The organism is Variovorax sp. WDL1, assembly GCF_001541225.1.
Classification (GTDB): Bacteria; Pseudomonadota; Gammaproteobacteria; order Burkholderiales; family Burkholderiaceae_C; genus Variovorax.
Genome location: NZ_LMTS01000164.1, coordinates 72,769 through 90,921 on the forward strand (window position 1 = coordinate 72,769; position 18,153 = coordinate 90,921).

General features: G+C 69.3%; 17 protein-coding genes. 8 read left to right on the forward strand and 9 right to left on the reverse strand.

The window, feature by feature from the left end:
• Positions 1-129 precede the first annotated feature (129 nt).
• Both APY03_RS23250 and APY03_RS23255 read right to left on the reverse strand, forming a co-directional pair.
• On the reverse strand, positions 130-1,113 hold the full coding sequence (locus APY03_RS23250) for an NADPH:quinone oxidoreductase family protein (RefSeq protein WP_068680492.1): 984 nt from the start codon (positions 1,111-1,113) through the stop codon (positions 130-132).
• A 46-nt stretch (positions 1,114-1,159) separates the two neighbouring features.
• Complete coding sequence (locus tag APY03_RS23255; RefSeq protein WP_068680494.1) at positions 1,160-2,125, reverse strand: Bug family tripartite tricarboxylate transporter substrate binding protein; 966 nt, start codon at positions 2,123-2,125, stop codon at positions 1,160-1,162.
• 95 nt (positions 2,126-2,220) lie between these two features.
• Between APY03_RS23255 and APY03_RS23260 the strand changes: the two genes are divergently transcribed.
• The 3 genes from APY03_RS23260 (at position 2,221) to APY03_RS23270 (ending at position 4,482) form a co-directional block, all read left to right on the forward strand.
• Entirely contained in the window at positions 2,221-2,520 is a 300-nt protein-coding gene (locus tag APY03_RS23260) for a hypothetical protein (protein ID WP_146039416.1), read from the forward strand.
• Positions 2,521-2,626: 106 nt separating this feature from the next.
• Positions 2,627-3,922, forward strand: coding sequence for a CaiB/BaiF CoA transferase family protein (locus tag APY03_RS23265; protein ID WP_068680497.1), 1,296 nt, complete (start codon positions 2,627-2,629; stop codon positions 3,920-3,922).
• Complete coding sequence (locus tag APY03_RS23270; protein WP_068680498.1) at positions 3,919-4,482, forward strand: DUF2889 domain-containing protein; 564 nt, start codon at positions 3,919-3,921, stop codon at positions 4,480-4,482. The genes APY03_RS23265 and APY03_RS23270 overlap by 4 nt, the downstream gene beginning before the upstream one ends.
• Before the next feature lie 85 nt (positions 4,483-4,567).
• On the opposite strand, the gene APY03_RS23275 is transcribed toward APY03_RS23270, so the two are convergent.
• The 6 genes from APY03_RS23275 to APY03_RS23300 all read right to left on the reverse strand — a co-directional run bounded on the left by APY03_RS23275 (position 4,568) and on the right by APY03_RS23300 (position 12,570).
• Positions 4,568-6,871 carry a molybdopterin-dependent oxidoreductase gene (locus APY03_RS23275; RefSeq protein WP_068680500.1) on the reverse strand — a complete coding sequence of 768 codons (2,304 nt, stop codon included), beginning with the start codon at positions 6,869-6,871 and terminating at the stop codon, positions 4,568-4,570.
• On the reverse strand, positions 6,871-7,899 hold the full coding sequence (locus tag APY03_RS23280) for a Bug family tripartite tricarboxylate transporter substrate binding protein (RefSeq protein ID WP_068680502.1): 1,029 nt from the start codon (positions 7,897-7,899) through the stop codon (positions 6,871-6,873). The genes APY03_RS23275 and APY03_RS23280 overlap by 1 nt, the downstream gene beginning before the upstream one ends.
• Positions 7,900-7,962: 63 nt before the next feature.
• Positions 7,963-8,982, reverse strand: a complete 1,020-nt coding sequence (locus APY03_RS23285; RefSeq protein ID WP_068680503.1) for a M14 family metallopeptidase — start codon at positions 8,980-8,982, stop codon at positions 7,963-7,965.
• Between the two features lie 39 nt (positions 8,983-9,021).
• Positions 9,022-10,254: a cystathionine beta-lyase gene (gene metC, locus APY03_RS23290; RefSeq protein WP_068680673.1), complete on the reverse strand. Its 1,233-nt coding sequence runs from the start codon at positions 10,252-10,254 to the stop codon at positions 9,022-9,024.
• Between the two features lie 52 nt (positions 10,255-10,306).
• Positions 10,307-11,905: a rhodanese-like domain-containing protein gene (locus tag APY03_RS23295; RefSeq protein ID WP_068680504.1), complete on the reverse strand. Its 1,599-nt coding sequence runs from the start codon at positions 11,903-11,905 to the stop codon at positions 10,307-10,309.
• Positions 11,906-11,979: 74 nt separating this feature from the next.
• Positions 11,980-12,570 (reverse strand): cysteine dioxygenase family protein, encoded by a 591-nt coding sequence (locus tag APY03_RS23300; RefSeq protein WP_068680506.1) that lies wholly within the window; start codon positions 12,568-12,570, stop codon positions 11,980-11,982.
• 93 nt (positions 12,571-12,663) lie between these two features.
• On the opposite strand from APY03_RS23300, the gene APY03_RS23305 reads away from it, so the two are divergent.
• Both APY03_RS23305 and APY03_RS23310 read left to right on the forward strand, forming a co-directional pair.
• Positions 12,664-13,527, forward strand: coding sequence for a LysR substrate-binding domain-containing protein (locus APY03_RS23305; RefSeq protein ID WP_068680508.1), 864 nt, complete (start codon positions 12,664-12,666; stop codon positions 13,525-13,527).
• A gap of 134 nt (positions 13,528-13,661) precedes the next feature.
• Positions 13,662-14,663: a Bug family tripartite tricarboxylate transporter substrate binding protein gene (locus APY03_RS23310; protein WP_068680512.1), complete on the forward strand. Its 1,002-nt coding sequence runs from the start codon at positions 13,662-13,664 to the stop codon at positions 14,661-14,663.
• 51 nt (positions 14,664-14,714) lie between these two features.
• Here the strand turns inward: APY03_RS23310 and APY03_RS23315 are convergent, their stop codons facing one another.
• Complete coding sequence (locus APY03_RS23315; RefSeq protein ID WP_068680514.1) at positions 14,715-15,695, reverse strand: Bug family tripartite tricarboxylate transporter substrate binding protein; 981 nt, start codon at positions 15,693-15,695, stop codon at positions 14,715-14,717.
• A gap of 142 nt (positions 15,696-15,837) precedes the next feature.
• Between APY03_RS23315 and APY03_RS23320 the strand changes: the two genes are divergently transcribed.
• From APY03_RS23320 to APY03_RS23330, 3 genes are read left to right on the forward strand one after another with little or no spacing between them, the layout of a single operon-like run.
• Positions 15,838-16,521, forward strand: a complete 684-nt coding sequence (locus APY03_RS23320; protein WP_068680516.1) for a nitroreductase — start codon at positions 15,838-15,840, stop codon at positions 16,519-16,521.
• On the forward strand, positions 16,518-17,699 hold the full coding sequence (locus APY03_RS23325; protein WP_083944525.1) for a thiolase family protein: 1,182 nt from the start codon (positions 16,518-16,520) through the stop codon (positions 17,697-17,699). The genes APY03_RS23320 and APY03_RS23325 overlap by 4 nt, the downstream gene beginning before the upstream one ends.
• Complete coding sequence (locus tag APY03_RS23330) at positions 17,696-18,094, forward strand: Zn-ribbon domain-containing OB-fold protein (RefSeq protein ID WP_068680518.1); 399 nt, start codon at positions 17,696-17,698, stop codon at positions 18,092-18,094. Before APY03_RS23325 ends, APY03_RS23330 begins: the two co-directional genes overlap by 4 nt.
• Positions 18,095-18,153 lie beyond the last annotated feature (59 nt).

Below are 18,153 nucleotides of genomic sequence, written 5' to 3' on the forward strand. Positions count from 1 at the left end.
GGAATACGACCCCACGCCGCACCGCACACCCGCAGGCGCCTTTGCAGCGCGCAAGACCTGCAGCGCACAAGACCTGCAGCTCACAAGACCCACAGCGCGCAAGCCCCCCGTTGAAGATCAGCCACTGCATCAACCCGCGACGAGCACCACCTTCCCCGTGGTGCCGCGCGACGTGATGCTGCGCAGGGCCTCCACCGCGCGCGGCAGCGGCCAGCGCGCCGAGACGAGCGGCCGGATGCGCCGCTGCTCGTAGAAGGCCAGTACCTGCAGCAAGTTGGCGCGCGCCTCGGGCCAGCAGCCGTCGCGCCACACGTCGTAGCGCACGCCCAGGATGTCGAAGCCCTTCACCAGCGGATAGTTGACCTGGATCTGCGGAATGCGGCCCGAGGTGAACCCGATCACCAGGTAGCGTCCGTCGAAGGCCATGCAGCGAACGGCCTCGTCGAAGGCGTCGCCGCCCACCGGGTCGTAGGCCACGTCCACGCCGCGACCGCCGGTGAGCGCCTTGACCTCATCGCGCCAACCGGGCCGCGTGTAGTCGATGGCGTGCTCGGCGCCGTGCTCCAGGCACAGCGCGCGCTTCTCCGGGGTGCTGGCCGCGGCGATCACGCGCGCGCCCATGGCCTGGCCCAGCTGGACCGTGGCGAGGCCCACGCCGCCCGCCGCGCCCAGCACCAGCAGCCATTCGCCCGGCGCCAGGCGGCCGCGCTGCTTCAAGGCGTAGAGGGTGGTGCCATAGACCACCGGCGTGGCCGCGGCTTCCTCGAAGCTCATGCGGGAGGGCAGGGCGAACACGCGCTCGGCATCCAGCACGATCTGCTCGGCGAAGCCGCCGCCGCGTGCGTCGGAGACGCCCATCACGCGATCGCCGGGCCGCACGGAACTCACGGCCGCACCGACTGCCTCGACCACGCCACCGGTCTCGCTGCCCGGCACCCAGGGCAGGGGCGGCTTGATCTGATGAAGTCCCTCGATCTTCAGCGAGTCGGGAAAGTTGACGCCGGCGGCCCGCACCCGGACGCGGACTTCATGCGGCAACAGCGGGCGGTCGGGGAGCTCGGCAAAGTCCAACTGGTCCACGGGGCCGAAGCTGCGGCAGACGATGGCTTTCATCGGGCGCAATGCTCCTGGAATGAACAGGACGGCAGGCCAGGCATCGTCAATCCATCGTGATGTTGTTGGCCTTGGCCACCTGGCCCCACAGCTGGTGGTCGGCCCGGACGATGTCGCCCAGTTCCTTCGTGCCGGTCTTCGGCTCCACGTAGACGGCGCGGAACTTCCCCTGGATCTCGGGCTGCACCATCGCCTTGGCGATCGCGTCGGCGAGCTTCGCGACCACCTGCGGCGGCGTGCCGGTGCGCGCCAGCAACCCGAACCATGTCTGCGTGTCGTAGCCGGGCACCACTTCCGCGATGCTCGGCACTTCGGGCAGCAGCGGGCTGCGCCTGGCGGTGGACACGCCCAGGATGCGCATCCTGCCTTCCTTCACGAAGCCGGAGGTGGCAGACGACGGCGTCGACAGCATGTACTTGGTCTGGCCCGCGAGCAGCGCCTGTGCCGACGGCCCCGCGCCCGGGTAGGGCACCATCACCATCTTGCGGATGCCGGCGGCCTCGTGGAAGGCTTCCATCGCCAGCTGGCCGACCCCGCCCAGCGCGGCGGCGCCCCACTCGAGAGAACCGGGGTTGGCCCGGGCCTGCTGCACGAATTCCCCGAGTGTCGCGGGCGTCGACGGATGGGTCATCAGCACCATGGGCGAGGTGCCCAGCAGCGACACCGGCTCGAAGTCCTTGAGCGCGTCGTAGCTCGGCTTCTTCTGCACCAGCGGCACGGTGACGAAGCCGCTGCCATGCAGGAGGAAGGTGTAGCCGTCGGCCGGTTGCTGCGCGACATACTGCGAAGCGATGGCGCCACCGGCGCCGGGCTTGTATTCCATCACCACCGGCTGGCCCAGGATCTTCTGCAGCGGCTCCTGGATGTAGCGGCCGAGCACGTCGTTGGTGCCTCCCGCGGCGGCGGGCACGATGAACTTGATGGGACGCTGGGGCCAGTCGCCCTGGGCCAGCACGGGGCCGGCGGCGGCCAGGGCGAGCAGGGCGCCCGCGATGAGGGTACGGCGATGCATGTCTGTGAGTCTCCTTGGCCGCCGATCATCATTGGATTTGGCGTAAATGTCTATAGGTCTTACCAAAAGACCATGGCCGGCGTATGATCGGCTTCATGACCACCACACCTGCGACCCGCACCGTGGCCGAGCGGCAGTTCGACGTCGAGGACGCGCGTGGCCGCACCTATCGCGTGACCCGCTATGTCTGGGAAGAAGAGCGCGAGGGCGGCTGGATCGAACTCTTCGACATGCTGTTGACCGAGACCGGCGGCATCGTGGACGAGCTGCCCGATGGCAGCTACTGCGTGGACGGCACCGGCACCCACGTGCGGAAGGTGCCGGGCAGCGTGCGCACGCGCGAATCGAGGCAGATGGACGCCGTCATGCCGGCCGGTGCAACCGGCGCGCATTGACGGCGGCCGCACGCTGGGGCCCGCGATCACCGGGCAAATGCATTGACGGGGCCTGAAAGGCATCAATATAATGGTCTTACCAATGACATCCAATGGGCCCACTGCCATGTTCGATCGCCTCGAAAACGACTTCCCGGTGCACCAGCCGCGCCCCGCCGATGCGCCCATGGCGCTGGAGGGCATCCGCGTCATCGACTTCAGCCACTTTCTCGCCGGCCCCATCGCCACCATGATCCTGGGGGACATGGGGGCCGACGTCATCAAGGTCGAGACGCCCGGCCGCGGCGACGAGTTCCGCCACTACCCGCCGGTGCCGCCCGAGGCGCCCGCGCAGGGCGCGCCCTACGCATGGGGCAACCGCAACAAGCGCAGCGTCGCGCTGAACCTGAAGAGCCCGGAGGGCGTGGCGGTGGTGAAGGAGCTGATCGCGCAGGCCGACGTGGTGTGCGAGAACTTCTCCACCGGCGTGATGGAGCGCTTCGGCCTCGACTACGCGAGCGTGAAGAAGCTCAATCCCCGCATCATCTACTGCTCGGTGTCGGCCTACGGGCGCGAGGGCGCCTTCAAGGACCGCCTGGGTTTCGATCCGATCGCGCAGGCGGAAAGCGGCTTCATCTCGATGAACGGCTATCCCGACCGACAGGGCGTGCGCACGCTGTCTCCGGTGGTCGACATCAGCACCGCGATGATGGCCTGCAACGCCATCCTCGGCGCGCTGCTCGCGCGCGCCCGCACCGGCCAGGGCCAGCAGATCGAGGTGGCGCTGTTCGACAACGCGGTGCTGATGACGGGCTACGCCGCCATGCAGCATCTCTACACCGGCGCGCACCCGCAGCGCCATGGCAACACCAGCCCCGATACTTGCCCGTCCGGCGTGTTCATGAGCCGGGACAAGCCCTTCTACATCAACTGCGGCAACGACAAGATCTTCCATCGCCTGGCCGCGCAGGTGCTGGAGCGGCCGGACCTGGCGAGCGACCCGGTTTATGCCGATCGCAACGGCCGCATGGGCAAGCGCGAGGAGATCTTCAAGCTGCTGGAGGAGCTGTTCGTGCAGCAGCCCTGGTCGTACTGGCAGCCGCGCATGCGCGCCGCGCAGATCCCCTGCGGCGAGGTGCGCAGCGTCGGCGACGCGCTGCGCTCGCCCGAGGCGAAGGAGCGCAAGCTGGTAACGCGCATCGCGCATCCGACGCTGGGCTGGATTCCGAACGTGCGCCTGCCGATCCTCTATTCGGCCACGCCGCTTGCCGACCCCGAACCGGCCCCCGGTGTCGGAGAGCACACCCATGAGGTGCTGGCCGAGGTGCTGGGCTACGACGACGCGCGCATCGCCGCGCTGCAGGCGAGTGGCGCGCTGGAGCAGGCCCCGGTGCATCAACCGGCGGAGGTAGCGGCGCAATGAAGGCGCTCGCGCCCGCGGCACCGCGCGCGCTGCTGCACACGCGGCAGGTGCAGTGCACCGGCTGGGAGCGCGAGGACGGGCTGTTCGACATCGAGGGGCGCCTTTCGGACGTGCGCACGCACGACCAGGACGGCTCGCGCGGCAATGCGCCGCGCAAGGCGGGCGAGCCGGTTCACCTGATGTCGCTGCGCATCACGCTGGACGAGCGCTTCGTCATCGTTGCCGCGGAGGCCTGCTCGCACCAGGTGCCCTATGCGGATTGCAGCCACATCAACGCGGCCTACGCGCAGCTGGTCGGCATGCAGGTCAAGGGCGGCTTCGTCAAGGCGGTGAAGACGATGTTTGCGGGCGAGCAGGGCTGCACGCACCTGACCGAGCTCCTGGGCCCGATGGCCACCACCGCCTTCCAGGCGATCAACCCCGCGATGGAGCGCCGCCGCATGCGCCGAGGCGAGGCCATGGACGATCCGAGGTCCGCCGACCGCCTGGTGGGCAGCTGCCATGGCCTGCGCCGCGGCGGCCAGCCCGCGATCATCCGCTGGGGCGAACGCGGCGCCTGAGTGCGTCGACAAGACAGCGGCGCATCGGGCCATGGGCGCTGCCGTTCTGCCGCTCGAGGCTCGACGAAGCAGGTTGGGACGATAGCTATGCCGAAGGCGGATCGAAGGCCCGGATGGGTGGCAAGACGCCCTCGTAGCGCTCGATCTGCACGGTCGAGAGTTGCCCCGCGCAGCCCTGGGCCAGAGAGGACGTGCCGATGTCGCGCGTGAGCACGTTGGCGTTGCCGTGTGCGCACATGGGGCGGCCCTGTTCGTCCGTCACGGGGTCATGCCAGGCGCCGGTCGCCATCTGCACCACGTCCTCGCGCAGGTCCGCGCTCAGGTGCGCACTCGCCAGGCATGCACCGATCTCGTTGTGGAGCCGCACGATGTCTCCTTCCCGGATGCCGCGCGCAGCCGCCGCGGCAGGATGCAGGGTGCACACCTCGCGCCCGCGGCGCTTGCTGGCCTGGCTGTGGCCCCCGAAATCCAGCTGGCTGTGCAGCCTGGCGTGCGGCTGGTTGGCGACCAGCCACAGCGGGTATTCGGCGGTGGGCGCGTACTTGAAGGGCAGCCACGCCGGATGTCCCGGGCAGTCCGGATAGCCGAAGCCGGCCACCACGGACGAACTGATCTGCACCTTGCCGCTGGGCGTGGGCAAGGGGTGCGCCAACGGGTCTTCGCGGAACGCGCGCAGCAGGCCGCCGTCATCGTCCTGCTGCGGCAGCGTGATCTCGCCACGCTGCCAGAACGCTTCGAAGCCGGGGGCTTCCCGGCCCATGTCCTCCAGCGCCTTGCGGGTGCGCTCGTAGAGATGGGCGAGCCATTCGCGCGAGGTACGGCCCTCGCTGAATTCGTCGAGCCGCCCCAGGCGCTCGGCCAGGTCGCAGAAGATGTCGTAGTCATCCCGGGCTTGCCCATGCGGTTCGGCGATGCGATGCATCGCGACCATCAGCGGGTCGGTCGGCGCGGCACCGATGTCCTCGCGCTCCAGCGTCATCGTGCAAGGCAGCACGATGTCCGCATGGCGGGCAGTGGCGGTCCAGGCGATCTCATGCACCACGAAGGTCTCCAGCGTGCGGAGCGCTTCGGCGAGGCGGTGGAGATCCTGGTGATGGTGGAAGGGGTTGCCTCCAGCCCAGTACGCGAGGCGGATGTTCGGGTAGCGGCGGCGCACGCCGTTGTAGTCGAAGGGCCGGCCCGGGTTAAGCAGCATGTCGGAGATTCGTGCGACCGGGATGAAGTCCTGGACCCCATTCGTGCCCTGCGGCAGCGCGCCCACGGGCACGGCGTTGCTGCGCCTCCCATAGTGGGCGAGCGTGCCCAGCGCATAGTTGTAGCCTCCCCCGGGCAGGCCCAGCTGCCCCAGGGCAGCGGCCAGCACCGCCCCCATCCAGACCGGCTGCTCGCCGTGTTCCGAGCGCTGCAGCGAATGCGAGACGACGACCAGCACGCGCCGGCCGGCGAGTGCCAGCGCGAGCTCGGTGATTCGATCCTCGGCGATGCCGCACAGGGGCGCCGCCCAGGCCGCGGTCTTGGGCGTGCCGTCGCTGCGGCCCAGGAGATAGTCCTCGAAGGTGTCCCACCCATCGCAGCAGCGGCGGATGAAGTCGGTGTCGTGCAGGCCGCGCGTCACCAGCGCATGGACCAGGGCCAGCATGAAGGCCGTGTCCGTGCCCGGCGTCACCGGCAGCCAGTCGAAGGCGGCCTCGTCGGGCAGATCGCTTCTCAGCGGGCTGATGGAGATGAAGCGGCAGCCGCGCAGGGCCGCCGCCCGCATGGAGTCGCGCTCGATGTGCCGGCTGACGCCGCCGGAAGCCACGCGCGAATTCTTCAGGGCCATCCCGCCGAAGCAGAGCACGAACTCCGAGTGCTCGACGATCTGCTCCCAGGTGACGTTGCGGCGGGCGACTTCGTCCAGGCTGGCGAGCACATGCGGCAGGAGGGGGAGTGCCGCGCCCGCGCTGTAGTTGTTGACCGAGCGCACGTAGCCGCCCAGCACAGTGTTGAGGAAGCGATGGACCTGGCTTTGCGCGTGGTGAAAGCGCCCGGCACTCGACCACCCGTAGCTGCCGCCGAAGATGGCCTGCGGGCCGTGCTGGTGGTTCACGCGCTGCAGTTCCTTGGCCAGCAGGTCCAGCACTTCGGGCCATGACACGGGAACGAAGGCGTCGCGTCCGCGCATCGCATCCGCGCCGGGACCGCGCTCGAGCCAGCCCTTGCGCACCATGGGCGTGGTCACGCGCGCCTTGTGGCGCAGCGCCCCGGGAAGGTTCTCGATCAGCGGGTTCGGGTCCGGATCACCTGGGTGCGGCTTCACGGACAGCGTCCGCCCGTCCCATGCCGCCGAAAACACGCCCCAATGCGCGCTGTGCGGCTTGTAGCGGAGATCCGTGCGATGCCCTTGCATTACTCCGCCCGGATGTTGGCCTTGGCGATCAGCGCGGCCCACTTGGCGCGTTCCTTGGCGATGTGCGTGCCGAAGGAGGCCGGCGTGCTCGAGACCGCCTCCATCCCCGCGCCCGCGAGCTGGTTGCGCACCTCGGGCAGCGCCATGACCGTGACCAGTGCGGCATTGAGCTTGTTCACTATCGCCGCAGGCGTGGATGCCGGCACGACCATGCCGTACCAATTGGAAAGGTCGAAGCCCGGCACGCCCGCTTCGGCCATGGTGGGCGTCTCGGGGAACAGGCGCGAGCGCTTGGCGCCGGTCTGCGCGAGCAGGCGCAGCTTGCCGCTGTCGATCAGCGCCTTGGCCGAGGGGTCCGAGAAGGTCACGGGCACCACGCCGCCGATCACGTCGGTCAGCAGCGGTGCCGTGCCCTTGTACGGCACGTGCGTGAGGTGCAGGCCGGCCAGCACGTTGAGCTGCTCGGCCGCGATCTGCCCAATGGTGCCCACGCCGCCCGAGGCATAGTCGATCCGCGCATCCGGCGCCTTGGCCGCGGCCAGCAGGGTGGCCACGCTGGTGTATGGCGTGCGGGCGCCGGTCACCAGCAGGTTGGGCATGGTCACCATCAGGCTCACGGGGGCGAAGTCCTTGGCCGGCTCATAGTTGAGCTTGCGCAACGTGGGCCAGATGGTGAACGAGCCGGGCGTGGCCAGGTACACGGTATAGCCGTCGGCCGGCTGCTTGGCCACGTACTCGGTGGCCAGCAGGCCGCCCGCGCCCGGGCGGTTCTCCACGATCACGTTGCCGCCCAGGGCCTTGCCCAGCGGCACGGAGACGGCGCGGGCCAGCGCGTCAGCGCCACCGCCGGCCGGGAAGCCGACGACGATGCGCACCGGCTTGTCCGCGCCCGGCCAGTCCTGCGCGTGCGCCGCACCCGCTGGCAGCAGGCCCAAGGCGGCTCCGATGCAGGCCGCGCCTGCGGCGAGCAGCGGGCGGCGGCCGAAGCCGGAAACGGAGAACGTAGGGGTGATCGATGCAACAGTCATGGCAACTCCTGGGATGGCCGGTCTGCGCGGCCGTGGGCTTAGAGATGGAAGAAGCGGAGGAACTCAGTGGGCGAAGGGTGGTGCGCGGTCGGCCCATTCCCAGGCGACGAAGGCCAGGCGCTCGCCGGTATGCACCACCGGGTCGATGCGCAGGCCGATCAGGATGCCGTCGTGCTCGAAGGCCGGCACCGGCGCGGCGCTGCCGTCCATGCCCAGCAGGTCGCCGATGGATTCGCCCTTCTTCACGAGGTCGCCGGCGCTGCAGCGCGGCACGAACAGCCCCCCCTGTTGCGCCGTGACCCAGCCGCGGCGGCTCACGGTGCGCATGCGCGCGGGGCCGGCGGCCTGGGTGCCGGGCAAGATGCCCAGCTGCTGTGCGAGCGCGAGGAAGCCGGCCTCGGCCAGCGCCACGTTGGCCGGTTGCAACCGGCTGCCGCTGCCGAGCTCCAGCATGAAGGCCAGCGTGCCCGCCGCGAGGCATTGGTAGTCGAGCGCGCCCGCGATGTTGCCGGGCAGTTCGCCCTTGCCGCCCACGTCCTGCCGGCACGCCAGCGTGGGATGGAAGCAGGCCATGGCGGCAAGGAGCTGTTCCTCGGTGATGCCGCTGCCGGGGTGATGCTTGTAGACCGTATAGGGCGGCGCGTCGAACAGCGGGTTCATGGTGTGGAGGTTGATCAGCACATCGGCCACGCCGCGCACTTCGCCGATGAGCGCATGCGCCACGCGCTCGGTGATCAGTCCGCTCGCGTTGCCCGGATAGCTCTGGTCGAGGTCGAGCTCGTCATAGGGATTGCGCTTGCGGCGGGCGTCCAATGCCTGCGGGTTGCCCGTGGGTGTGACGATGACGTGGCCGGTCATCGTGGACGGATCCAGTCCGCGCACGAATCGCAGCGCCGCCACCATCCCGTTGATCTCGTCGCCATGCACCTGGCCATGCAGCCAGAGCGTGCGGCCCGGCTTCGCGCCGCGCACGCCCACCCAGGGCAGCGCAACCGGCGCGCCCGATGCCATCGAGCCGACCGGCAGGCTGCCCGATGTGCGCGCCGCGCCGTCGCCGGCCAGCCATTCACCTATCAATCCCATGTGTGCCTTTCTTGGATGGCGATCTGTTGCTGATGCAGATCAGGAAGACGCCGACGCTTCGAATCCGCGCTCGAGATCGGCCAGCAGATCCGCAGGGTCTTCCAGCCCGATGTGCAGGCGCACGACCGGGCCCCGCCGGCCCCAGTCGACGACCGTGCGGGTCTCGGTCATGGCGGCGGGCGTGACCAGGCTCTCGTAGCCGCCCCAGGAAGCGCCCAGCCCGAAGAGCGAGAGGGCGTCGATGAACCGGTCGACCTGTTCTGGGCGGGTTCCCGGCTGCCACTCGAAGGAGACCAGGCCGTTGGTGCCGCGGCAATCGCGCTGCCACAGCGCGTGGCCGGGGTCGTCCGGCAATGCCGGACAGAACACGCGGTTGACCTGCGGCTGGCGCTGCAGCCAGTGCGCCACCTGCAGGGCGTGGCGCTCGTGCATCTGGAGCCGGGCCGACAGCGAGCGCATGCCGCGCAGCACCAGCCAGGCGTCGTCCGGGCTCACGGTCATGCCGAAGGCATCACTGCGGTCGGCCAAGGGCTGCCAGGCGTCCCGCGTGGTCGACACCGTGCCCATCATCACGTCGGAGTGTCCGGAAAGATATTTGGTGGCGGCCATGATCGAGATGTCCGCGCCCAGGGCGAGCGGCTGGTACTGGAAGCCCGATCCCCACGTGTTGTCGGCGGCGAGCAGCGCGCCGTGGTCATGCGCCATGCGGGCGAGCGCGGGCAGGTCGCACATTTCGTAGACGAGCGAGGCAGGGCATTCCACGTACACCATGCGCGTGTCGGGCCGAAGGCCGGCGGCGGCGTCGTGGCCGTCGGCCGCAAAGAAGCTGTACGCGATGCCGTAGGGCTCCAGGAAGCTGCGGGCCAGGTGGCGCACCGGCTGGTAGACCCCATCCGAGATCAGCACGTGGTCGCCCGGCTTGAGGTAGGCGAGCAGTGCCATGCCGATCGCCGCCAGGCCGGTGGGGAACAGCCGGGTGCGATAGGCGCCCTCCAGTTCGCTCACCGCATCTTCCAGCGCAAAGGCGGTCGGCGTGCCGCGCGCGCCATAGCTGAAGACGCGCTCGTGCGAGCGGCGTGCGCGCATCTCGCGCTGCTGCGCCGTGTCGGCGAACAGCACCGTGCTGGCCCGCACGATCGGCGGGTTGACCGCTGCGCCGCCGACGAAGGCGGGAGCCTTGCCGTTGTGCAGCAGCCGTGTCTGGAGGCCCACTGGAGTACCTTCGCCTTCGGCTGCGGTGCTATTCGCCTTCGGAGCGGCCGTGCGGCTCATGGGCGAGGGGGTTGCGGGAGCGCCGGACTTGGACATGGTGACGTTCCTCCGATCAGCTATCCGCGTGCGGCGCGCCAACTTGCACCCGCAGGCGGAACGAAGCCAGCTCCTGCGTGTCGAGCTGGCCGACGAGACCGGTCTCCCAGGCCAGGTAGCGCCGCGCGGCCTCCTTGTTGCCGTCATGGCGGTCATGGACGAAGAAAAGGTGGTCGATGCATTCGGTATCGCTGGGCCGGTCGGGCGTCGCCACCACGCCCGATCCTGCGGCTTGCCAGGCGGACATGCCACCGTCCAGCAGCAGGGGCGGGTGCGCGGCCTGCCGTTCGGTCATGGCCCAGGCGGCCAGCGCGGGTTCGTCGGCGACCAGCACGACCTGCCGCGTTTCGTCCGCGAGGTCGGCCGCCAGGCGGGGGCGAATGGACCATCGTGCGCCGTCGATATGGCCGGCGCGGTAGGCCATGCCGGGGCGAAGGTCCACGAGAGCGACGTCGCCGCGCGCCAGGCGGGCGGTGAGTTCCTGGACGGAAATCCTGGCCAGGGGCGGCGGCACCGGAACGCCGGGTGCTTCCAACCCCAGGCCACTGGCCAGCCCGCCTTCGAGCACGCTGGCGTCGTGCCCCATCTGGCGCAGCCAGCTCGCCACCGTCGGCGCGCGCACGCCGTCGGCGTCGAACAGCACGAGCCTGGCGCCGCGCACACCCACGTACTGGTCGAAGGCCTGCATCAGCTGTCCGCCGGGTGTGTGCTGAGCCCCTGGCAGGCTGCCTTGCGCGAATTCCTCGGGGGTGCGCACGTCGCAGAGGAAGAGCGTGCGACTGCCGTCCCCGGACCATGCCCGCACGGTGGCCGCGCTCACGGTCGGAACGTCGAAGCGCGCGGCCAGTTGTTGTGCGGCCTCTCGCAGGACCGGGCTTCCGGCGCCGTCAGGGTAGCGCCGCGTGCCGCCGTGCTCCAGGCGCTGGTCCGCGAGGAACCAGCCCTGCGTGCCGTTCTCCAGCGCGTAGACCGGATTGGGAATGCCCAGGTTGATGAGCGTCTGCGCGCCGATGATCGAGCGGGTGCGGCCGGCGCAGTTGATGACGATAGGCGTTGTGTCATCGGGCACGATGGACCGCACGCGATACGCCAGTTCGCCGTTGGGGCAGCAGGTGGCGGTCGGAATGTTCATCTTCCTGAACTCCGAGACCGGGCGGCCGTCCAGCACCACCACCGGCGCGGGCCCCGCGATCATGGCCGCCAACTGCGGCGCACTCACCCGGGGCGTGCGGTAGGCCTTCTCGGCCAGCTCGCCGAAGGTCTTGGAAGGCAGGTTCACGCCCGCGAACAGCACGTGGCCAGCAGCCTGCCAGCCCCGCGCTCCACCGTCCAGCACGCACACGCGGCAATAGCCGAGGGCCGACAGCCGTGCCGCCGCGCGCGGGGCGACGCCGGTGCCGTCTTCGCCGCCGTCGTCATACACCACGGTTCGGACATCCAGCCGCGGCACCAGGCGCCGCACATCCAGCTCCAGCCGGCTGTAGGGCAAGGGCGTGGCATGAAACAGGTGGGCCTCGCCGTACTGGCCGTGCTCGCGCACGTCGAGCAGGGCGATTTCGTCGCCATCGTGAAGCCAGGACTTGAGGAGGGAAGGGGCGATGCGTTCGATCGTCATGGAGAGCGGAAAAGGAGGAGGGGCGGCTGCGCCGCAGCGCAGCCGGCGGCAGATGAGGGCAGCGGGGTGAAGCGTCAGCGGCGGGTCTGCACGCCGATGTCCATGGTCTGGCAGGTGCCCTTCTCCAGGTCGTAGCTGGTGCGCTGCGTGAGCGTCTCCAGCGCACGCCCGTACATGTGGAGATGGCGGATGACCTGCTCGCCCTCGATCTGCACCGAGTGGATGTCCTCGGGCATCAGGGCGATGCCGCGGCCCGGCTCCACCAGGACGCGGTCTGTTTCGCGCAGCGTGCCCCGGCCTTGCACCGATGCGTCGTCCGTGCGTTCATAGACGCGGTTGACTTCGGTGCCTTCCACCGCCGCGATGCATGCCCAGGTCGTGTGGTTGTGCGGCACGATCCGCTTGCCCGGACGCATCACGTTCAGGTAGAGCGCATAACGCTGGTCTTCATCTTCGGCGATCAGGTAGCGGGCCTGGTGCTCGCCCGCATCGGGCGGCGGGAAATCGGCCGCCTGCCAGAGCTCGGGCCGGGCCGCGATGGCCTGCAGGGACGCCAGCACGGCGGCCAGGGCAGGGCGCGTGGGCTCTGCATCGCCAATGGCCTTCTTCATGTCGGCGATGGCAGATGCCACGGCCTGCTTGCGTTGTGCGGTCACGGTGTTCACGGGGACTCTCCTTTGTTCCAGGCCCACTCTAGCCCTCGCCCCTGGGGGCGATCAACGCAGTGCTCGCAGAAAATACATCAGTATCATTAATGAATGAACACCCTCGACCTCGAGCTCTTGCGAACCCTGGTGGCGATCGTGGGCCAGGAAAGCTTCGGGGCCGCGGCGGTACAGCTGGGGCGCACGCAGTCTGCGGTGACGCAGCAGATGCAGCGCCTGGAGGAGCAGATCGGCCATCCCCTTTTCGAGAAGCGGGGGCGCCAGAAGCGCTTGACGGAACACGGCGAGCGGCTGCTGGTGTACGCGCGCCAGATGCTGGCCATGAACGACGAAGCCCTGCGCCATCTGCAGCAAGGCAGGCTGGAGGGAACGCTGCGCATCGGCGCGCCGCACGACATGGCCGACACCATGCTGCCGCCCCTTCTGGCGGAGGTCGTGCGCAGTTCTCCGAAGCTGCAGTTGGACATCCATGTGGGCCGCAGCCCCTTCCTGATGGAGTCGCTCAAGCGCGGAGAGATCGACATGGCGATCTCCAACCGGCTCGATGCCGACCTGGAGGGTGTCGTGCTTCGCACCTCGCCCACCGTGTGGCTGTGCGGGGACGGCTATGCCCATGATCCCGCGCGGCCGATCCCGCTGATCATGGCCGACGGCCCCAGCATCTTCCGGCGCCTCGCGCAGGAGGCGCTCGATGCCGCCGGCGTCGCCTGGCTGACCCGCTACACGTCGAGCAGCCTGATCGGCATTCGCGCAGCGCTGCGCGCCGGTCTCGGCGTCACCGCGCGGGGCGTGGAACAGCTCGACAGCGGACTGCGCATGCTCGGTCCGATGGAAGGACTGCCGCCGTTGCCGGACCTGATGTACCGGCTCTATGTGCGCAACCGCGTGATCAATCCGCTGACGCGCCAGGTCTTCGACCAGATCAGGACGCGGCTGCACTGGACCGGCAACCCGTGATGCCGCGCGCGCCGTCTTCGACAGCGCATTGATCCATCAGCGATTCTTATCGAATTTGCTTCGAAAGCGGCTCGATCCATCAGGGACCGGCTGACATCATCGACCTCCTTTGCTGAACCTTTGAGGAGTCCCCGATGCGCCACGCCCCTGTCTTCCGAACGCCCATCCGCCGCGCCGCCTGCCTGGTCGCAGGCCTGGCCTGCGCATGGATGGCGCAGGCGCAGGTGCTGCCGAAGAGCGGCGACTTTCCCAGCCAGCCGATCCGACTCGTGTCGCCCTTCCCTCCGGGTGGCGGCAACGATTACCACATGCGGCTCGTGAGCAACGAGCTCGCGGCGGTCACGGGGCAGCCTGCCGTCGCGGAGAACAAGGGAGGGGCGGGCGGCAACATCGGCGCGAAGTACGTGGCCGACGGCAAGGCGGACGGCTACACCGTGCTCGTGTCGCAGGTCTCCACCATGGCGGTGAACCCGAGCCTGTATCGGACGACGGGTTTCGATCCGCTCAAGAACTTCGTTCCGGTCACGCAGATCAACGCGGCGCCGCTGGCGATCGTCGTGGCTGCGAACTCGCCGCTCAAGACCATCGACGATCTGCGCAGGCAAGCCCACGCGGAGCGATTGACCTACGCCACGCCGGGCAACGGCACCCTGTCGCATCTGCTCGGCGTGGTGCTCGAAAAGGATGCGGGCATTGCCCTCACGCACGTGCCGTACCGCGGCGCGGGGCCGGCGCTGGCCGACTTGATGGGGGGGCAGGTCGCGATCATGATCACCTCGACCTCCTCCGTCGCGGGGCACATCCAGCAGGGCATGGTGCGGGCGCTCGCGGTGACCAGCCCTCGCCGCGTCGGCATCTTCAAGAACGTCCCCACGCTGGAGGAGCAGGGCATGAAGAACATGAACTACGAGGACTGGTACGGATTCTTCGTCCCGGCCGGGACGCCGCCCGAGCGTGTGGCCTACCTCCATGGCGCCATCACGAAGGTCCTCAAGAGCCCCGCCGTCGAGAAGAAGATTCAGGACGCCGGAGGAGAACTGGTGGCCGGCACGTCCGAGGCGCTGGCAGCCCAGCTCAGGCGGGACATCGAACGCTGGTCGCGCGTGGTGAAGCTTTCGGGCGCATCGGTCGATTGAGCGAGGGCCCGCCACAGACGCCGCGCGGCTGCAACGGCCGGCCTCTGCAGCTCATTCAGGCTGGATGCCCCTGGCCTTCAGCAGCGCCTCGAAGCGCGCCCCCTCCTTGTCGACCAGCGCGCGGAACTGCTGGGGCGTGCTGTACTTCGGCTCGTTGCCCGAGCGTTGAAGCGCCTCGACCACGGCGGGGTCCGACAGCGCCGTCTTCATCGATGCGTTGAGCCTCGACACGATCGCATCCGGCGTGCCGGGCGCAGCCACGAGGCCGAAGAACACCTCCGTGGTCATCCCGGGGAAGCCCTGCTCTGCCATCGTCGGCACGTCCGGCAGTTCCTTCTCGCGCGCGGGCCCCGTGACTGCCAGCGCCTTGAGCTTGCCCGAGCGCACCAGCGGGATGTTGGACGACAGTGCATCGAACAGGAAATGGATGCTGCCGCCCATGATGGCGCTCGCCGACTCCGCGCCGCCCTTGTAGGGCACGTGCAGCGCATCGAAGCCGCCCTCGCTCTTGAGCAGCTCGCCCAGCAGGTGCAGGCTGCCGTTGACGCCGTTGGAGCCGAAGCTCAGCTTCCCGGGATGCGCCTTGCCGTAGGCCACCAACTCCTTCACGTTGCTCACGCCGAGCGTGGGCGAGGCGACAAGAATGAAGCCGGACGTGGTGGCCTGGCTCACCGGCATCAGCGTCTTCACGTCGTAGCCGGGGTTCTTGTAGAGGTAGGGCGAAATCGCCATCACGCTGTTGCCCACCCACACCAGCGTGTGGCCGTCGGCAGGCGCGCGCACCGTCTGCGCAACCGAGAGCGTGCCGGAGGCGCCGGGCCTGTTCTCGATCACCACCGGCTGGCCGAGCAGCTTGCCCAGCTTGTCGCCGACCAGGCGGGCGGTGAGGTCCGTGGTGCCGCCGGCCCCGGCGCCCACCAGGATCTTGACCGGCCGCGAGGGGAACGGCTCTTGCGCGTGCAGGGGGCGGGCGGCAGCGATCGCGGCGCCGGCAACGAGCAGCGCGCGGCGCTGGATTCGGCACTCGGACATACTTTGGTCTCCTTCATCGAACGGGGGAAAAATTTGCAGGCACCCAAGCAGCCGCACGGCAATGAAGGCCGTTTGACTCCGTTTGGAGTTGCCATTATATTGGTCCAACCATTTAAAAATGCAACCTATCAACACACCCCCGATGAACCCGACGCCCGCCCAGGTGCTCGATGCGCTGCTGGCGCAGCGGCACAGCTGCCGCGCCTTCCTGCCGAAGCCGGTCGAACGCGCCACCATCGAGTCCGTGCTGCGCACCGCGCAGCGCGCGGCCTCGTGGTGCAACTCGCAGGCGTGGCAGGTGAGCGTCACGTCCGGCGAGGCCACCGAGCGCCTGCGCGCCAGGCTGGTCGAGGCGCAGCAGTCGGGCGTGCGCGGCGGCAGCGACTTCCCGTTTCCCGCGGAGTACCGGGGCGTGTACCTGGAACGCCGGCGCGAGTGCGGCTTCCAGCTCTACAGCGCCGTGGGCGTGCCGCGCGGCGACAAGGAGGGCTATGCGCGCCAGACGCTCGAGAACTTCCGCCTGTTCGGCGCGCCGCACGTGGCCATTCTCACCAGCGACCCGGGCCTGGGCCCCTACGGCGCGGTCGACGTCGGCGGCTACGTGCAGGCGCTGCTGCTGGCGATGCAGGCGCACGGCTTGGCCGCGATCGCGCAGGCAGCGCTGGCCAACCACAGCGCGCTGGTAAAGCGCGAACTCGAGATCCCTCAGGAGCGCCTGATGGTCTGCGGCGTTTCCTTCGGCTACGAAGATACCCAACACCCCGCCAACAGCTACCGCACATCGCGCGCGCCGCTCACGCAGGCGGTGCGCTTCGTCGACGCATGAAGATCCTCGCCGACCGCCGCATCGCCATCGTGGGCTATGCCGAAACCAAGCTGGTCCGCAGGAGCGGCCGCAGCGCGCTCTCGCTGGCCGGGGAGGCCGTGGAGAAGCTGCTGGAGAGCACCGGCCTCGAGCGCAGCCGCATCGACGGCTTCGCCACCACGCTCGCGATGAGCGAAGGCGGCAACCCGTTCTGGAGCAACCTGCTGGCCGAAGGCCTGGGCCTGTCGGTGAGCTGGTGCCAGGCCACCGACATCGGCGGCGCCTCCTCCGGCGGCAACATCGCGCGCGCGGCGGCGGCGATCCATGCCGGCCTGTGCGACATCGTGCTCTGCCTGGCCGCCGACGCGGTCTCCACCATCGACCGATCGGTGCAATCCGGGCACCGCACGGAGTACTGCGACCCTGCCGGCTACGCCGGGCCGCTCACGTCCTTCGCGCTGCTGTCGGACCTGTACGACCAGCGCTACGGACTGCATCACGATGCTCTGGCCCGGCTGGCGGTGACGCAGCGCCGGGGAGCGCTGCTCAACGACAACGCCTGCGAGGTGCTGCGCAAGCCGCTCACCGAGCAGGAGTACCTCGATTCGAAAGTGGTGTCCACGCCACTGCGCATGCTCGACTGCGTGATGCGCTGCGACGGCGCGAGCGCGGTGCTGGTGATGTCGACAGCGCGCGCGAAGGAACTGGGCATGCGCAAGCTGGTGCATCCCGTTGCCTACCGCGAACGCATCAACTTCGATCCGGCCGAGGCGAGCGGCGACATGTTGATGACCGGCTTCACCGACGTGGGGCCCAAGGCCTTCGGCGATGTCGGCTGGAAGCCGTCCGAGGTGAAGATGCTCCACTGGTACGACGATTTCCTCATCGCCCTGATCCTGCAGCTGGAGCAGACCGGCTTCTGCGGGCCGGGCGAAGGCGGTGCCTTCGTGATGGCGCACGACATGGGCCACGCGGGCGACTTGCCGCTCAACACCGGCGGCGGGCAGATCTCGGCTGGCCAGCCGGGCCTGGCGGGCGGTGGCGTCAACCTCGTCGAGTGCCTTCGCCAGATGTTCGGCGAAGCGGGTGCGCGCCAGGTGCGCGATGCGAGCAACGCGATGCTCACGGGCATCGGCGTGATCCAGTACGCCCGCACCTGGGGCACGAGCAGCGTCATGCTGCTGGAGCGAAGCGAATGAGCCAGAGTCCCATGCCGCCCGATGTCGGCGCTCCCTTCCGCGAAGGCCTGCGCGCACGCCGCCTCATGCTGCAGTACGACAAGGCAAGCGGCCGCGCACAGTTCTACCCGCGCCCGCTGGGCGTGTACGGCGCGGCCGGCGTCGAATGGCGCGAGGCCAGCGGGCGCGGCGCCATCTTCGCGCTGACCGAGAGCCACGTCGCGCCGCCCCGGCTGCAGCACGCCGTGCCCTACGCGCTGGCCCTGGTCGTCCTGGCGGAAGGCCCGCGCATGCTGGCGCGCGTCGACGTGCCTTTCGCGCAGCTTCGCATCGGCCAGCCAGTGGAAGTGGACTGGGATCATCCCGATACCGCCGGCGCCTTTCCCGTCTTCAAGCCAAGCTCGCCTGCCGGCTGAACGCATCGACAGGACCAGAAGGAGATGGTATGGACGCCTCCCCCCTCGCTGATCGAGTG

What these genes read in the sequence shown, in the direction of transcription:
- APY03_RS23305 (WP_068680508.1), top strand. Translation starts at nt 12,664, where the DNA reads ATGAACACCCTCGACCTCGAGCTCTTGCGAACCCTGGTGGCGATCGTG.
- APY03_RS23315 (WP_068680514.1), bottom strand. Translation starts at nt 15,695, where the DNA reads ATGTCCGAGTGCCGAATCCAGCGCCGCGCGCTGCTCGTTGCCGGCGCC.
- APY03_RS23255 (WP_068680494.1), bottom strand. Translation starts at nt 2,125, where the DNA reads ATGCATCGCCGTACCCTCATCGCGGGCGCCCTGCTCGCCCTGGCCGCC.
- APY03_RS23260 (WP_146039416.1), top strand. Translation starts at nt 2,221, where the DNA reads ATGACCACCACACCTGCGACCCGCACCGTGGCCGAGCGGCAGTTCGAC.
- APY03_RS23265 (WP_068680497.1), top strand. Translation starts at nt 2,627, where the DNA reads ATGTTCGATCGCCTCGAAAACGACTTCCCGGTGCACCAGCCGCGCCCC.
- APY03_RS23325 (WP_083944525.1), top strand. Translation starts at nt 16,518, where the DNA reads ATGAAGATCCTCGCCGACCGCCGCATCGCCATCGTGGGCTATGCCGAA.
- APY03_RS23320 (WP_068680516.1), top strand. Translation starts at nt 15,838, where the DNA reads ATGAACCCGACGCCCGCCCAGGTGCTCGATGCGCTGCTGGCGCAGCGG.
- APY03_RS23280 (WP_068680502.1), bottom strand. Translation starts at nt 7,899, where the DNA reads ATGACTGTTGCATCGATCACCCCTACGTTCTCCGTTTCCGGCTTCGGC.
- APY03_RS23275 (WP_068680500.1), bottom strand. Translation starts at nt 6,871, where the DNA reads ATGCAAGGGCATCGCACGGATCTCCGCTACAAGCCGCACAGCGCGCAT.
- APY03_RS23270 (WP_068680498.1), top strand. Translation starts at nt 3,919, where the DNA reads ATGAAGGCGCTCGCGCCCGCGGCACCGCGCGCGCTGCTGCACACGCGG.
- APY03_RS23330 (WP_068680518.1), top strand. Translation starts at nt 17,696, where the DNA reads ATGAGCCAGAGTCCCATGCCGCCCGATGTCGGCGCTCCCTTCCGCGAA.
- metC (WP_068680673.1), bottom strand. Translation starts at nt 10,254, where the DNA reads ATGAGCCGCACGGCCGCTCCGAAGGCGAATAGCACCGCAGCCGAAGGC.
- APY03_RS23250 (WP_068680492.1), bottom strand. Translation starts at nt 1,113, where the DNA reads ATGAAAGCCATCGTCTGCCGCAGCTTCGGCCCCGTGGACCAGTTGGAC.
- APY03_RS23285 (WP_068680503.1), bottom strand. Translation starts at nt 8,982, where the DNA reads ATGGGATTGATAGGTGAATGGCTGGCCGGCGACGGCGCGGCGCGCACA.
- APY03_RS23310 (WP_068680512.1), top strand. Translation starts at nt 13,662, where the DNA reads ATGCGCCACGCCCCTGTCTTCCGAACGCCCATCCGCCGCGCCGCCTGC.
- APY03_RS23295 (WP_068680504.1), bottom strand. Translation starts at nt 11,905, where the DNA reads ATGACGATCGAACGCATCGCCCCTTCCCTCCTCAAGTCCTGGCTTCAC.